Raw genomic sequence first — 14,834 nt, 5'->3', positions numbered from 1 at the left:
GCTGTCACACGTGACGAGCACACGGTCGACCAAGCCCGGGCCGCGGGAGCGGCTTCTGGCGACGGCGACCCGTCTGTTCTCCTCCGACGGGATCCGGGCGGTGGGCATCGACCGGATTCTGCGGGAGGCCGGGGTGGCCAAGGCCAGCCTTTACAACACCTACGGCTCCAAGGACGAACTCGTCGTGGCCTATCTGCGCTCGGTGGGCCAGCGGGACCGCGAACTGTGGCGCCGCCGCGCAGACCTCGCCCCGGACTCACGGGGGCGCATCCTCGCACTCTTCGACATCGTCCGCGAGCAGGTCGAGCCTGCAATGCCCGGTTCGTGCCACCTGGCGGCGGCGATCGAATTCCCCAGCCCGACGACAGACGGCGAACGCGCCATCCGCGCCGCCGTGGCCGATCAACGGCAGTGGGTCGCCGAGACGCTGCACTCCGAGCTCGCCGGGATGGGCTTGCAGGACCCAGAGAACATCTCCGACCTGGCCGACCGGCTGGCGCTCCTCCACGACGGCTCGGTCACGGCCGCGATGCTCGGCGAGGTCCGGACCACAGCGATGACCGCCCGCAGCATGGCCGAGCTCATCCTGGGGATGATCACCGACCCGACGTGAGCCCCTCCACGGACAGCACCACGGAAGGCACCGCCCGTGGCGGGCCGGTCAGTCCGCGACCCGGGGCCCGACGAGCTCGGCAATCTGCTGAACGGTGACCGAATCCTCCTGCGTGGACTGCACAGCCAACACCTGCGCGCCGCGGGCCAGCACCAGTAGGGAACCGCCCGGGCCTCCAGTGCGGCCGCCACTCCAGCCGCCCTCCGCTTCCGAGGGATCGGACTCACCCGCGGGCGCCGACTCCTCCACCAACTCCGCCGCTCGCTCCGCGGAGGCGACCGAATACACGGTGGTCGTGAGCTGCACGGCCCCCTCGGCGTCGTAGAAGAAGCAGGCCGCAGGGTCCACGCCGTCGTCGATCCGCACGTCGGTGGCGGGCACACCGTTCAGTCGCGACACTTCCTCGGCGGACAGATACGGGCACTCGGCATCCGCTACCGGATCGACCCGCGGCAGTTCGGGCTCTGTGGCCTCGGGCGGGGCGGTTCTGATGGTGCCCATCTCCGCCGCGGGCTCGGAGGCTCCGCCGCAACCGGCGAGCGCACCGACCAGGACCGCGGACACCGTGGCGAGAACTGGGGAGACGGATCTACGCATGCGGCCAGGATAGATGCCGGACCGGTCGGTAATGTTGGCAGCAGTGACGACGTAGACGAGAGCCGGACACGGTGTGGTCCCCGGGAGGTGGGCGATGGGCGCGGGCTACCGCCGACGGGACCTGCGCAAGGCCATCTCCGCAGCCGCCGTCGACCTGGTCATCGAGCGCGGACTCGACGCGGTGACGGTCGACGAGATCGCCAAGGCTGCCAGCGTGTCGAGGCGGACGTTCTTCAACTATTTCCCGTCCAAGGCCGCCGCCTGCATCCCGGACACGCCCCCGGCCGGGCGCGACGCCGTGGAGGAGTTCCTCACCGACCGCAGTGTCTCGACGATGACCGCCCTGGCGCGGCTCATGTGGCACCAGGTCTCCACTGCGCGTCGACAAAGCCCCTCCTTCGACCGCTTTCACGACATGTGGCGCCTGGAGCAGGGCGTCCGGGTCCAGGTCCACGAAATCCTCGCGATGACCGAGAAGGAACTCGCGTACCTGGTGGCCCGCCGTGAGGGCCGGGCACCCGATTCCGTGGAGGCCGCCACGGTTGCGGCAGCCTCCATCGCGATCCTGCGGGTCGCCGTGGAGCGGTGGCGCACCGACGAACCCGGTTCATTGCTGGAGTACCGCATCAAGGAGTCGTTCGACGCGATCCGGGCCTCGGTGTCCGAACCGGCCGACGGGGCCTGACGCCGCTGCCGGGGCACCCGTGCCCAGGAACCTGGCCACCGGCCCGCCCCGTAGGATCGGGCCATGCGAACGCAGCGCTCCGGCCCGGCCCACGGGCGTCGTCTCGCCCCCGGGTTCGTCGCCGTCGCAACTGCGCTGACCGTGGCTGGGTGCACAGTCATCGGCTCCGACCCCGCCGATTCGGGTCCGCCGAGGCTGAGCCCGGTCCCCCAGCCCGAGGTCGCGGCCAAGATGGTCGAGGGCCGGTCCGCGCCGGAGGAGCGGCTCAACGCCTGCGAACTGCTGGGCCTGACAACCGACGAGATCATCGACCTCACCGGCGCCGACATGCCGGATGTCGAACCGACCGGCTCCGGCGACCTAGGCCTGCTGTGCACCTACGGTGGCCCGGGATCGCCCGAGAGGTACGAGGCCGGACTGGAGAGTGCCGCCGCCGACTCGGCCGCCACGACCACGCCAGAAGAGACGCCGAGTGACACAACTCCTGCGCCGGCGCTCGATCCGGACCTCGTCCCGGACACCTTCGCTGCCGGGGTCGTGGTGCCGCGCGGCGGCGCGGAGGCCGCGCTCGCCGGTCAGTCCACGTTGCTGGGCGACCGGTACGCATGCTCGGCGATCCGTGGGACGGGCGCGGGAAAGACAGGGCGGTCGGCCCCCGGAGCTCCCGAGGCGCCCGCGGTCGTCGACCCCGAGCCCGATGCGCTGTACATCGACTGTGTGGCCGCACCCACCGGAGGCGGCGTCGAGGTGCACACGATCCTGGTGTCCGGCAAGGAATTGTGGCACATCACCCTGCTCAGACCCGAGACCCCCCGATCACCCGAGGCCGAGGACTCCGCACTGGCCGGGCTGCACCGGGTGGCGGACGAGATCCTCGCCTAGAACACGCGGAAGAAATCACGGGTAAGAAATGACGGGAACGGCGCCGGAGCCCCTCAGCATCCGACGCCGTTCCTCAATCCGGCAGATCGCACATCCCGCGATCCGGCCTCCACGCCGCCCTTCAAGGCTGCGGGTCAGCACCCCCCCAGGTGCCCCGGTCTACGACCGGCCCCTCTTTGTGTGAAGTAGCAGCCCCTCAGCAACCACTTCACTTCGCCACCAACCCCTCGGCGGTGACTGAGTCGACCCTATGTTGCATCCGATCACCAAGCAAGGCCATGAACAGGCATTTCTCCGCTGACTTTGGCTCAACTAGGGGCTCTGGAAGCATCTACCAGCGGTTCTTCCCTCACTGTTACCAACGAACATTGGAAGAGTGACCGATCGCACCCGCCGCCGGACAGGAGCCCCGAAGAACCTGCGGGTGTACACGCGGCACGAGGCGGCGGTAGTGTTGCAAATGTTACTGAAGTGACGGATGTGGCTTGCTCTCTCCGTCCCGCCGCCCCCGTCGTCGCCGCCCCGACGCGGTACACGCACCGAGGAGAACGATGTCGCGCCGTAGTCGGTTCATCGCAACGCTTCTGGCCGCGGCCGGCCTCGCCGTCGTCGGCCCATCCCCAGCCGTCTCCGCGCAGTCCCTCATTGGCTCCACCGGCTCCACCGGATCGGTCGGCGCGCTCGGCCTGGAGTCAGCCCCGCTCCCGACGCCCGCGATCCCGGGACTGTCCGGGGTCCTCACCATCCCCGTCCCCGCCCCGACGCGACCGCAGGCCGAGGCCGAGGTGTCCTCGGTCTACCCCACCCACGGCGAAACGGTGGGTGTCGCGCAACCGGTGATGATCCGGTTCGACCAGCCCATCACCGATCACGCCCGCGCCGAGGCCGCGGTGGGGATCCGGACCGCGCCCCCGGTCGGCGGCAAGTTCTACTGGATCAGCGACACGGAACTGCGGTGGCGGCCCCACGAGTTCTGGCCCGCGGGCACCTCCGTCACCGTGTGGGCCGGCGGACGCGAGACCGCCTTCCGCACCGGCGACGCGGTCGTGTCCACCTACGATGACAACACCCACACCGTCACCGTGACCCGCAACGGGCAGGTCGTGCGCACGATGAGGGCCTCCGCGGGCCGCGACGCCTACGCCACCCACAACGGCATCTACTACAACGGCTGGCGCGCCCGCGAGGTACGCATGGACTCGTCGACCTGGGGCTTGTCCAGGACCGACGGCGGGTACGACACGACCGTCGAGAACGGCGTGCGGTTGAGCTACGACGGCATCTTCATCCATTCCGCGCCCTGGTCGGTGGCCGACCAGGGCGTCCGGAACGTCTCCCACGGCTGCCTCAACCTCAACCCCGAGGACGCTGCCTGGTACTTCGACAACACCCGCAACGGCGACCCGTTCATCGTGATGAACGGCCCCGGCCGGCAGCTCGGGGCCTTCGACGGCCAGGGCGACTGGAACTACTGACCGGGCGGGGTGAGCGGACCACTGCGAATGCACCGCTTCGGTTGTGGCGTGCGACAGACCCGGGTAGAAACCTGTCGTAACGCTTAGAGAATCCACCGCCGCCCCTCAGGAGCCATCTCGTGATCCGTTCCACCCGCTCCTCGGCCGCCGCCGCGACCCTCGCCGCGATCACGCTCGCACTGGGCGTGGCCGCCGGCGCCGCCTCGGCCCCGACCGCCCGGGCACAGTCCGTGATGCCACTGAGCCCTCCCGGGGTACCGCAACTCGAGAACGCCCCCCTGCCCACCCCGCCGGTCCCGGGACTTGCCGCGATGCCCGTACTCACCTACCCGGTCATCGGGCCCGAGCGTCCGGCGCCCGAGTACGGCGACGTCAACATCTTCCCCACCCCGAACGAGGTCGTGGGGGTGGCGCAGCCGGTCATGTTCTTCTTCGACCGTCCCATCACCGACCGGGCGCGGGCCGAGGCCACGCTCGGCGTCCGGACCGAACCGCCCGTAGCCGGCAAGTTCTACTGGGTGAACGACCGCGAGGTGCGGTGGCGTCCCCACCACTTCTGGCCCGTCAACAGCTCGGTGACCGTGTGGGCCGGCGGAAAACGCCAGCAGAACTTCCGGACCGGCGACGCCGTGATCGCCGAGTTCGACGACCGCACCAAGCTCGTCACCGTCACCCGCAACGGACAACACAGCCGCACGATGCGCGCCTCCGCCGGAAGGCCCAGCTGGGACACCTACAACGGCGTCTATTACACCGGTCAGCGCGGACGGGAGGTCCGCATGAACTCCGAGTCGTTCGGGCTGAGAATCGAAGACGGCGGGTACAACTCCATCGTCCATGACGCGGTCCGGCTCAGCTATGACGGCATCTACATCCACTCCGCACCGTGGTCGGTCGCTGACCAGGGCGTCCGCAACGTCTCCCACGGCTGTCTCAACGTCAGTCCGGAGGACGCCCGCTGGTACTACGACTCCACCCGCAACGGCGACCCGTTCATCGTTAAGAACGGCCCCGGGCGCCCCTTCGGCGGCTTCGACGGTCAGGGCGACTGGAACTACTGACGCGGTCGCCGGTGCCCCGACCGAGCGCGTAACGCGGTGCGGCACGGCTTTTTTCAACATCTGTACCGTTTAGCCCTCAACCGGCCACCGGTGGTCTATCGTCCGGACAAGATATGTTCATCCATGACGACGAGGCTTCCACCGTGCAGACATCGTCCTCCCCACCGGCCGAGAGGTCGGACTCCGCCGCGCCACCCGAGCGCAAGCTGCAGCGACACCGCGTCCGCCGGGGCGGATCCACGGGCGAAAAACTGTTGTTCCTCGCGCTCGTCCTTCCCAACCTCGCCCTCCTCGGGATGTTCGTCTACCGGCCGCTCATCGACAACATCCGGTTGAGCTTCTTCGACTGGAACATCTCCTCGCCCACCTCGACCTTCATCGGCTGGTCCAACTACATCGAGTGGTGGAACCGGGGCGACAGCTGGGTGGTCGTGCAGAACACGGTCATCTTTACCCTCGCCGCGGTCGTCGGATCAATGGTGCTGGGGTTGGCGCTGGCGCTGCTGCTGGACCAGCAACTGGTGGGTCGGGGCATCGTCCGCTCTGCGGTGTTCGCGCCGTTCGTGATCGCCGGAGCCGCCATCGGCGTGGCGTTCCAGTTCATCTTCGACCCGCGATTTGGCATGATCTCCGCCCTGCTCACGATGGTGGACCTGCCGGTACCGAACTTCTACCAGGACCCGGACTGGGCACTGTTCATGGTGACCGTGACCTATATCTGGAAGAACCTCGGCTACAGCTTCGTCATCTACCTCGCCGCACTACAGGCCAAGCCCGCCGAACTCTACGAAGCTGCCGAGATGGATGGCGCCGGGCAATGGGCGACGTTCCGCTCGGTCACCCTGCCGTTGCTGCGACCCACCACGTTCTTCCTGTCGATAACCGTGATGCTCAACTCTCTGCAGGTGTTCGACATCATCTACGTGATGACCCGCGGCGGGCCGCAGGGCAACGGCACCACCACGATGGTGTTCCAGGTGTACCAGGAGACGTTCCAGAACTTCCGCGCCGGCTACGGCGCCACCATCGCGACCATCATGTTCCTGGTCCTGCTCGTCATCACCGCGATCCAGGTGCGCGTGATGGACAGGAAGACGATATGAACCCGATCTCCGGCCCGTCGCGGGCGATGAAGGTGGCCGGTTACCTGGCCATGCTCCTGGTGCTCGCCATCATCGCGTTGCCCCTGTACTGGGTCATTGTCACCTCGTTTAAAACGCCCGACATGGTGTACATCCAACCGCCGGCCTGGTGGCCGGACCCGGTCACCGCCGACCCGTACTCGCGGGTCGTGGAGCAAGTGCCGTTCCTGCGATACTTCGCCAACTCGCTGATCATCACCGGCGCGCTGGTCAGCGCGAAACTCGTCCTGGGAATCCTCAGCGCATACGCGTTCGTCTACCTGCGCTTTCCCGGCCGCGGCGTCGTCTTCATGCTGGTGTTGGCCGCACTGATGGTGCCCAACCAGATCACCGTCATCTCCAACTATGCGCTGATCTCCCAACTGGGCTGGATCAATACGTTCCAGGGCATCATCTTCCCGCTCGCCGGCGTCGCGTTCGGCACGTTCCTCATGCGCAACCACTTCCTCACGCTGCCCTTCGAGATCATCGAGGCCGCACGAATGGACGGCTGCGGCCACATGAAGCTGCTGCTGCGGGTATTGCTCCCGATGAGCTGGCCCACCGTCGTGGCGTTCGCGCTCATCACGATCGTCAACGAGTGGAACGAATACCTCTGGCCGTTCCTCGTGGCCTCCGACGAGACGGTGGCCCCGCTGCAGGTCGGCCTGGCACGCCTCATCTCCACCGACGCCTACATCGACTGGCCGATGGTCATGGCCGCCACAATCCTCACCATCACCCCGATCCTTATCGTGTTCCTGCTCCTGCAGCGCCACATGATCAAGGGCCTCACCTCCGGCGCGGTCAAGGGCTGACCGCCCCGCCGCCATCCACCCGTCCACTGTCCGTCAGGTTTGATCTAGAGAAAGGCATCACCGCCATGAATCCCCTGAACCGCAGGCTATTCCTGGGTCTCCTCGGCGCGTCCGCCGCCACCGTCACCGTCGCCGGCTGTGCCGGGACCGGCGGCGACGACTCCGCCGACAGTGCCGGTGGCTCCGGCGGCGGAGGTGGAGCCGGCACCATCACCTTCTGGTCCAACCACCCCGGCGACTCGAAGGCAGTCGAAGAGCAGCTCATCGGCAACTTCCAGAACGAGAACCCCGACCTCACCGTCAACCTGGTCGACGGCGGCAAGAACTACGAGGAGGTCGCGCAGAAACTCAACGCCGCGCTGACCGGCAACGACGTCCCCGACGTCGTCGTGGTCTCCGACGTCACCTGGTTCAACTTCGCGCTCAACGACCAGCTCACCCCGCTGAACGACCTGTTCGCCGAGGCCGGGGTGGACACCAGCAGCTACGTCGACTCCCTGTTCGGTGACTACGAGCTCCAGGGCCAGACCTACGGCCTGCCATTCGCCCGCTCGACGCCACTGTTCTACTACAACAAGCAGATCTGGAATCGGGCCGGCCTGCCCAACCGCGGTCCCGAGAGCTGGGACGAGTTCATGGAGTGGGCCCCCCGCATCCAGGACACGATCGGCGACGGCAAGCACGCGATCGCCATGTACGACGGCTCCAACTACCTCGACTGGACCATGCAGAACATGGTCTGGGACTCCGGCGGGGCATTCTCCCGCGACTGGGAGGCCACCTTCACCGACCCCGGCACCATCGCCGGCGTCGAGCGGCTCAAGCAGATCAACGACGAGGGCTTCCTCGTGGTCTCCGCGGACTCCATCACCGAGTTCGGTTCCGGGCTGGCCGCCTGCGCCATCGCCTCCACCGGCTCACTGCGGACCGCCACCGAGAACGCCCAGTTCGACTTCGGCACCGCCTTCCTCCCCGGCGCGGAGGCCAAATCCTCCTGCCCCACCGGTGGTGCCGGACTGGCCATCCCGGCCAAGATCTCCGACGAGCGCAAGATCAACGCGCTCAGGTTCATCGACTCCATCACCTCCACCCAGAGCACCGCGATCTTCGCCCAGGCGACCGGCTACATGCCGGTCCGGAAGAACGCGCGCGAGGCCAAGGAGATCCGCGATTACCTGGCGGAGACCCCGCAGGCCGGTACCGCGATCGATCAGCTGAAGTTCACCCGCCCGCAGGACAACGCCCGGGTGTTCGTCCCCAACGGCGGGAACCGGATCGGCGGCGGCCTGGACAAGGTCCTCTCCGGCCAGGACGTCCGCGCGGTGATGGAGGAACTCCAGACCGAGACCCAGCAGATCATCGATTCGCAGCTCAAGCCGAAGCTCGGCTGAGCGGCTCACCTCCCGCCATCCCGGCGGAAGCCCGAGCCTGTGGGCGGGGGTCGGCGAGACCTCTCGTCGTCGTCGACCCCCGTCCTTCCATCGCCCCCGCCCCAGGAGACCCACCGACCATGGCCACCGTCCGCTTCGACCGCGCCACCCGGCGCTTCGACACGTCGTCAGCCCCCGCCGTCGACGCCCTCGATATCGACATCGCCGACGGCGAGTTCCTCGTCCTGGTGGGGCCGTCCGGGTGCGGCAAATCCACGAGCCTGCGCATGCTGGCCGGTCTCGAGCCGATCGACGAGGGCCGGGTTCTCATCGACGACCACGACATGGGTCGCGTCGCCCCGCGAGACCGCGACGTGGCCATGGTCTTCCAGAACTACGCGCTCTACCCCACCATGACCGTCGCCCAGAATATGGGTTTCGCCCTGCGTAACGCGGGTGTCAACAAGGCCGACACCCGGCGGCAGGTCGAGGAGGCCGCCCGGGTCCTGCAACTGGAGGAGCTGCTCGACCGCAAGCCGTCGCAGCTGTCCGGTGGTCAGCGGCAACGCGTGGCGATGGGACGGGCGATCGTGCGTCGCCCCAAGGTCTTCTGCATGGACGAACCGCTGTCCAACCTCGACGCCAAGCTCCGCGTCTCCACCCGTGGCGAGATCGCCGGCCTGCAACGCCGGCTCGGGGTCACCACCGTCTACGTCACCCACGACCAGGTCGAGGCGATGACGATGGGCACCCGGGTCGCCGTGCTCAACGCCGGCGTCCTGCAGCAGGTGGCCGCCCCGCGCGAACTGTACGACCGGCCCGTCAACGCGTTCGTCGCCGGGTTCATCGGCACACCCGCCATGAACCTCATCGAAGTGCCGGTCGAGGGTCGCTCCGCACGGGTGGGCGACGCCGAGGTCAGTGTCCCCGCCACCCTCGGCGGCCGCGACCGGATCATCCTGGGCGCCCGGCCCGAGGACATGCGACTGGTCGGGGCGGGCGAGCCGGGGCTCGACCTCACGGTGAGCCTCGTCGAGGAGCTCGGCGCCGAGGCCTTCGCCTACGGACACACAGCGGGCGGAGAGCGGATCGCCGTCCGCCTCGACCGCGCGCACGGCACCCGCGTCGGCGACCGGGTCACCGTGCGATACGTCGACTCCGCGACTCACGCGTTTGACGTCGAGACCGGCCTTCGCCTGGACTGACGGTGCCCGGCTACCGGGGCGGGACCGGCGCGAGCACCCCGTGCAGTTGGTCCGAAGGCACACACCGCGGCGGCTGGTCGTCCGGCCCGCCCAGCGCGTCGACCACCAGATCCACCGCCCGCGGCGATGCCAGAACCGTCAGATGTCCCGAGCGGTCGATCTCGCAGCCATCCTGCAGCCGCAACACGCGCAAATCCACGAAGTCCGGCACCTGCGGTGTCACGACCGGCCCGGTGAGCTCGTCGTAGTCCGAGGACACGGCCACGTACCGCACGCCGCGCGCGAACGGCACGCCCTCCTCCCCGAGCCATGCGCGGGTTGCTTCGGCATCCTGCCGAGCAGTGTCCGGCGACAGCACGCCGAGGAGGTCGGTGACGAACTCCGGTGGCCCCTCTCCCGACCGGGCGGGGTCGGCGCCCAGCGTGACGACGGTCCGCACGGCGTCGGCCCGGGTGGTCGCGGTGACATAGGAGGCGGTGATCGCGCCCTGGGAGTGCCCCACCAGGTCCACCTCCGGCGCCCCGGTGAGGGCGCGGACGCGGTCGATCTCGGCGGCGAGCTGCGGCGCGGAGGCCGCGGTGAGTGAGTCGATCCCACCGACCGATCCGGGCCCGCCGCCCGGCCCGGGTGGCGCGCCCACGGTCGGGGCCCACACGCAGTACCCCTCGGCGGCCAGCGCGGCGCCGAACGTAGCCCACGAGTTTCCGCCGTTGAGCCCGGTTCCGTGAACGAGGATCACCGGCACGGGTCGATCGGCGGCCGGCTGGCAGTCGTCGCGGTTGATGCCGGGCGGGTCGGCCAGGCCGTGGGTGAGTTGGTACGCCGCGCCATCCCACCACCGCCACGGGACCTGTTCCGCTCCGGGTGCGGGTGTAGCCGCCGCCGTGGGTACGGGGGCCACGTGGCCGCCGACGACGAGGGTCACCGCCGCCAGCAGGCCCGCCATCGCCGACCCCACGAAACCAGCCACGGTGCGGCTCATGATCCCAGCTGCGGCAGGGCCATCGGACCAAGGTACGGGGCTACGGCCTCGCAGCGCGGTTGGCGCGGATGGGCTGGGTCGAGCGCCTCGAGGACGAGATCCGCCGCTCGACGGTCGGCGGCGATCGCGACGTGCTCGGCGTGGTTTTGCTCGCACCCGTCCTGCAGGACCACATTGGTGGCCAACGGCCCGGCGACCACCCCAACGGTGTACGGGGTGACGAGCTGGTCGTATCGCGTGACAACATTCAGATACCGCACGCCCGGCGCGTACGGCGTCCCGCCCTCCCAGAGTTGCGTGAACGCCGCGGATTCCGGTCCGAGGTCGCTCATCGCGGGCGGCAAGATCCGGTTGACCTGCTCCGCCAATCCGGGGACGGACTCCAGGGACGCCATCCTCTCGGAGCCGTTGCCATCCCAGAGCGGCGCCAGGGATGCCACCGTGTGCACCTTGCCCGGCCGGTCGACTTTCGCCACCAGTCCCGAGACGAGCGTGCCCTGCGAGTGACCCACCAGGTCCACTTGGTCGGCGCCGGTCGCCTCCAACACGCGGTCGACGAACTCGCTGACCTGCGGCATCGACACCTCGAGGATGCTCGACAGGCCGCCGAGCTCGCTGAACGGCCACGGCTGCCCGGGAAGTGCGCCATAGGTGAGGGTGAAGACGCAATAGCCTTCGTTGTGTAGAAGGGGACCGTAGGTGGCCCAGTTCGTCACCGCGCCACCCGCGGTGCCGTGGACCAGGATCACGGGGCGGGGCTTGTCCGGCGTCGGGCGACAGGACCAGTCGTTCGCCCCGGGCAGCTCCGCGCCCGGGGCAGTGAGTGCCTGGGCGGCCCCGGCGAAGAACGACTCCGGCACGGGTAGCGGGGCTCGCGTCGAAGGATCAGTGGTGGGCTGGGGGCCGGCGGGCTGAGCGTGTACGGCGCCCACGCCCGTCACCCCGAGGATCGCCGCGGCAGTGAGACCGAGGGCAGCGCGCAGGATGTTCATGTTGTCATTAAGCCACGCCCGGTAATCATCGGCAGGTCCTTTGCGAAGGCCAGTCCGGGCTCCGCGGCCACCACGGCCTCAACAGCGTTGACCAGCCGCATCGCGGTGATGAGCATGCCGGAGACATTGTGGTCCCCGTGCTCCGCGTGGTGGCCGAACTCCACCCGCATCGTGGGCTCGCCGGTGATCTCGATGCGGTAGCAGCCGTCCCCATGGTCGGGCCGGGGCCAGTCGGGGGCCTGGTCGGCCGCGGTGCGGGTGACGTGTTCCAGCACGATGCGGTCCTTGCCGTCGACCTGCCCCACCAGCTCGAACCGCAACGCCGCCTGGGTTCCCGCGGGAACCTCGCACGCCAACAGGGAGAGGTCCCGCTCCGCGGGCAGTCGCTCGTGGCGTTCCACCAGCGGTTCATCCAGGGTCACGTCGAGCGCGGCGGCGAGCTGGCGGACCACTGACCCCCAACCGGCCGCGAGCATCCCCGGTCGCAGCAGCGGTGGCAGCGTGCCCATGGGCCCGCCGAAGCCGAACAATCGTCGCATGGTCTCGCCCTGGTGATACACGGAGTAGTCGGCGATCTCGCCCACGCGGATGTGATCGATGCGTCGGGACAGACTCGTCATGGCCAGCGGCAGCACGTCATTGGCGAAGCCGGGGTCGATGCCGTTGACGTGGAGCGTCGCGCCGCCCTCGCGACCGGCCGCGACCACCGTTTCGATCATCTCGTTGGGCAGAGTGCCGTGGGGGTACTGGAACAGGACGGGACCTGAGGCGACGACATCTATCCCCGCTCGGAGGAACTCGGTGAAATCCTCGATCGCGGCCGTGAACCGAGTTTCGGTCTCGGCGGTGTAGACCACGACGTCGGGTTCCAACGCGAGCAGCGACGCGCGGTCGTCGGTCGCTGCCACACCCAGATCCCGGTCCAGCCCGGCGAGTCGACCGGCATCCACGCCGACCTTGGCCGGATCGGAGACGTGGACGCCTACCAGCTCCAGCTCCGGCCGGTTGTCGATGGCCTCGATCGCCATCGCCCCGAGGTACCCCGTCGACCACTCCACAACACGGATCGTCATGGTCAACGACCCTATCCGTCGGCGCTTACCGGCGGCTGTCGCTTCTGCGCAACCCGGCCGCGAGTAATCAGCGTTCGGTCGGCGACGGCCCGCGTTGGGCGGCGTCCGCCGGGACCCGCGGGTCCTCGACCTTGGCGCGGCCCCCGATGTGCGCCTCCTCCCGCATCCTCTCGCTCAGGTGTGGGTGGTGCAATTCAAACGCAGGCCGCTCGGATCGGATCCGCGGCAGGGTCACGAAGTTGTGGCGCGGCGGCGGGCACGACGTCGCCCATTCGAGGGAGTTGCTCGCGCCCCACGGATCGTCGACGGTCACGATCTCCCCGTACCGCCAACTCTTGATGATGTTCCAGATGAACGGCAGCATCGCGATGCCCAGGAAGAGCGACCCAACTGTCGAGATCTGGTTGAGCACCGTGAAGTGGTCGGTCGCCAGGTAGTCGGCGTAGCGCCGCGGCATACCCTGGTTACCCAGCCAGTGCTGGACCAGGAATGTGGTGTGGAAGCCGAGGAACATCAACCAGAAGTGCCACTTGGCCAGGGTTTCGTCGTACATCCGGCCGGTGATCTTGGGGAACCAGAAATACACTCCGGCGAAGGTCGCGAAGACAATCGTGCCGAAGAGCACGTAGTGGAAATGCGCGACGATGAAGTAGGTGTCGTGCAGTTGGAAGTCCACGGGCGCGGAGGCCATCATGACTCCGGTCAGGCCACCGAAGAGGAAGGTCACGAGGAAGCCGAGCGCGAACAGCATGGGCGCTTCGAAGGTGAGCTTTCCGTGCCACATGGTGCCGATCCAGTTGAAGAACTTCACGCCCGTGGGCACGGCGATGAGATACGACATGAACGTGAAGAACGGCAGGAGAACTGCTCCGGTGGCGAACATGTGGTGCGCCCACACGGCCATCGACAGTGCCGTGATGGCCATGGTGGCGAAGACCAGACCGGCGTAGCCGAACAGCGGCTTGCGGGAGAACACTGGAAATACCTCTGACACGATGCCGAAGAACGGCAACGCCACGATGTAGACCTCGGGATGGCCGAAGAACCAGAACAGGTGCTGCCACAGGATCGGGCCACCATTCCCGGCGTCGAAGATGTGGCCGCCGAAGGTGCGGTCGTAGAACACGCCCATACCCGCCGCGGTGAGCAGGGGGAACACCAACAAGATGAGCACGCAGGTGAACAGCAAGTTCCAGGTGAAAATCGGCATCCGGAACATCGTCATCCCGGGGGCGCGGAGGCAGACGATCGTCGTGACGAAGTTGACGGCACCGAGGATGGTGCCGAGGCCACCCACGGCGACGCCCAGGATCCACAGATCGGGGCCGACACCCGGCATGTACTCCGAATTCGACAGCGGGGCGTAGAAGGTCCAGCCGAACGATGCGGCGCCACCCGGCGTGACGAACCCGCTCAGGATCAGGAAACTCGCGGAGACGAACAGCCAGAAACCCATCGCGTTGAGACGCGGGAACGCCACGTCCGGGGCGCCGATCTGCAGCGGCATGACATAGTTTCCGAACCCGATCACGATCGGTGTCGCATAGAACAGCAACATGATCGTGCCGTGCATCGTGAACAACTGGTTGTACTGCTCGTTCGACAGGAACTGCAGACCTGGTAGGAACAGTTCGGCCCGCACCATCAACGCCATGAGGCCACCCGCGAAGAACATCACGAAGCACACGATGATGTACATCACGCCGATCTTCTTGTGATCAGTCGTGGTGAGTATCTCCCATGCTGAGAATCGGAATGGCCGCCGTAGCGCCGGGGCGTCGGCGGCGGCGGTGACGACCTGCCCGCGTGGCACGAGAGTTTCCGACATGATTCCCCGTCCTCTGCGGCCGGGGCGGGACAACGTCGTCGCCGTTACCAGACCTTTCGATGGGCACTTCTATGTGATTAACCTCACCGTACTCGGGCGGGCGCCGCTGCGGAAGGGCTGTCGGCCGCCGGG

Annotated in this window: 14 protein-coding genes; 9 read left to right on the top strand and 5 right to left on the bottom strand. The window is 68.0% G+C overall.

The window, feature by feature from the left end:
- The first annotated feature begins 10 nt into the window (after nucleotides 1-10).
- Nucleotides 11-613, top strand: coding sequence for a TetR/AcrR family transcriptional regulator (locus FQ137_RS04900; protein ID WP_149291395.1), 603 nt, complete (start codon nucleotides 11-13; stop codon nucleotides 611-613).
- 48 nt (nucleotides 614-661) lie between these two features.
- Here the strand turns inward: FQ137_RS04900 and FQ137_RS04895 are convergent, their stop codons facing one another.
- Nucleotides 662-1,210, bottom strand: coding sequence for a DUF2020 domain-containing protein (locus FQ137_RS04895; RefSeq protein ID WP_149291394.1), 549 nt, complete (start codon nucleotides 1,208-1,210; stop codon nucleotides 662-664).
- 94 nt (nucleotides 1,211-1,304) lie between these two features.
- On the opposite strand from FQ137_RS04895, the gene FQ137_RS04890 reads away from it, so the two are divergent.
- The 8 genes from FQ137_RS04890 (at nucleotide 1,305) to FQ137_RS04855 (ending at nucleotide 9,827) form a co-directional block, all read left to right on the top strand.
- A complete protein-coding gene (locus tag FQ137_RS04890) occupies nucleotides 1,305-1,895 on the top strand; it encodes a TetR family transcriptional regulator (RefSeq protein ID WP_149291393.1) in 591 nt (196 codons plus the stop codon).
- A gap of 63 nt (nucleotides 1,896-1,958) precedes the next feature.
- The gene (locus tag FQ137_RS04885; protein ID WP_149291392.1) at nucleotides 1,959-2,777 is read left to right on the top strand and encodes a hypothetical protein; all 819 of its coding nucleotides are present in this window, start codon (nucleotides 1,959-1,961) and stop codon (nucleotides 2,775-2,777) included.
- Between the two features lie 551 nt (nucleotides 2,778-3,328).
- Complete coding sequence (locus FQ137_RS04880; RefSeq protein WP_149291391.1) at nucleotides 3,329-4,252, top strand: Ig-like domain-containing protein; 924 nt, start codon at nucleotides 3,329-3,331, stop codon at nucleotides 4,250-4,252.
- Between the two features lie 119 nt (nucleotides 4,253-4,371).
- A complete protein-coding gene (locus FQ137_RS04875) occupies nucleotides 4,372-5,313 on the top strand; it encodes an Ig-like domain-containing protein (protein WP_149291390.1) in 942 nt (313 codons plus the stop codon).
- A 113-nt stretch (nucleotides 5,314-5,426) separates the two neighbouring features.
- Nucleotides 5,427-6,416: a carbohydrate ABC transporter permease gene (locus FQ137_RS04870; protein WP_255583636.1), complete on the top strand. Its 990-nt coding sequence runs from the start codon at nucleotides 5,427-5,429 to the stop codon at nucleotides 6,414-6,416.
- The gene (locus tag FQ137_RS04865) at nucleotides 6,413-7,252 is read left to right on the top strand and encodes a carbohydrate ABC transporter permease (protein ID WP_149291389.1); all 840 of its coding nucleotides are present in this window, start codon (nucleotides 6,413-6,415) and stop codon (nucleotides 7,250-7,252) included. The genes FQ137_RS04870 and FQ137_RS04865 overlap by 4 nt, the downstream gene beginning before the upstream one ends.
- Before the next feature lie 65 nt (nucleotides 7,253-7,317).
- Complete coding sequence (locus FQ137_RS04860; RefSeq protein WP_149291388.1) at nucleotides 7,318-8,643, top strand: ABC transporter substrate-binding protein; 1,326 nt, start codon at nucleotides 7,318-7,320, stop codon at nucleotides 8,641-8,643.
- 119 nt (nucleotides 8,644-8,762) lie between these two features.
- The gene (locus FQ137_RS04855) at nucleotides 8,763-9,827 is read left to right on the top strand and encodes an ABC transporter ATP-binding protein (RefSeq protein ID WP_149291387.1); all 1,065 of its coding nucleotides are present in this window, start codon (nucleotides 8,763-8,765) and stop codon (nucleotides 9,825-9,827) included.
- Nucleotides 9,828-9,837: 10 nt separating this feature from the next.
- Here the strand turns inward: FQ137_RS04855 and FQ137_RS04850 are convergent, their stop codons facing one another.
- The 4 genes from FQ137_RS04850 to ctaD form a co-directional block, all read right to left on the bottom strand.
- A complete protein-coding gene (locus tag FQ137_RS04850; protein ID WP_149291386.1) occupies nucleotides 9,838-10,809 on the bottom strand; it encodes a triacylglycerol lipase in 972 nt (323 codons plus the stop codon).
- Complete coding sequence (locus FQ137_RS04845) at nucleotides 10,806-11,801, bottom strand: triacylglycerol lipase (RefSeq protein WP_149291385.1); 996 nt, start codon at nucleotides 11,799-11,801, stop codon at nucleotides 10,806-10,808. Before FQ137_RS04845 ends, FQ137_RS04850 begins: the two co-directional genes overlap by 4 nt.
- Nucleotides 11,798-12,874 carry a diacylglycerol kinase gene (locus tag FQ137_RS04840; protein WP_149291384.1) on the bottom strand — a complete coding sequence of 359 codons (1,077 nt, stop codon included), beginning with the start codon at nucleotides 12,872-12,874 and terminating at the stop codon, nucleotides 11,798-11,800. Before FQ137_RS04840 ends, FQ137_RS04845 begins: the two co-directional genes overlap by 4 nt.
- A gap of 67 nt (nucleotides 12,875-12,941) precedes the next feature.
- A complete protein-coding gene (ctaD, locus tag FQ137_RS04835; protein ID WP_149291383.1) occupies nucleotides 12,942-14,702 on the bottom strand; it encodes a cytochrome c oxidase subunit I in 1,761 nt (586 codons plus the stop codon).
- Nucleotides 14,703-14,834: the final 132 nt, after the last annotated feature.

It is taken from the genome of Dietzia sp. ANT_WB102 (assembly GCF_008369165.1).
In the GTDB taxonomy this organism is placed as follows: domain Bacteria; phylum Actinomycetota; class Actinomycetes; order Mycobacteriales; family Mycobacteriaceae; genus Dietzia.
This window is presented reverse-complemented; position numbering and strand designations above follow the sequence as displayed.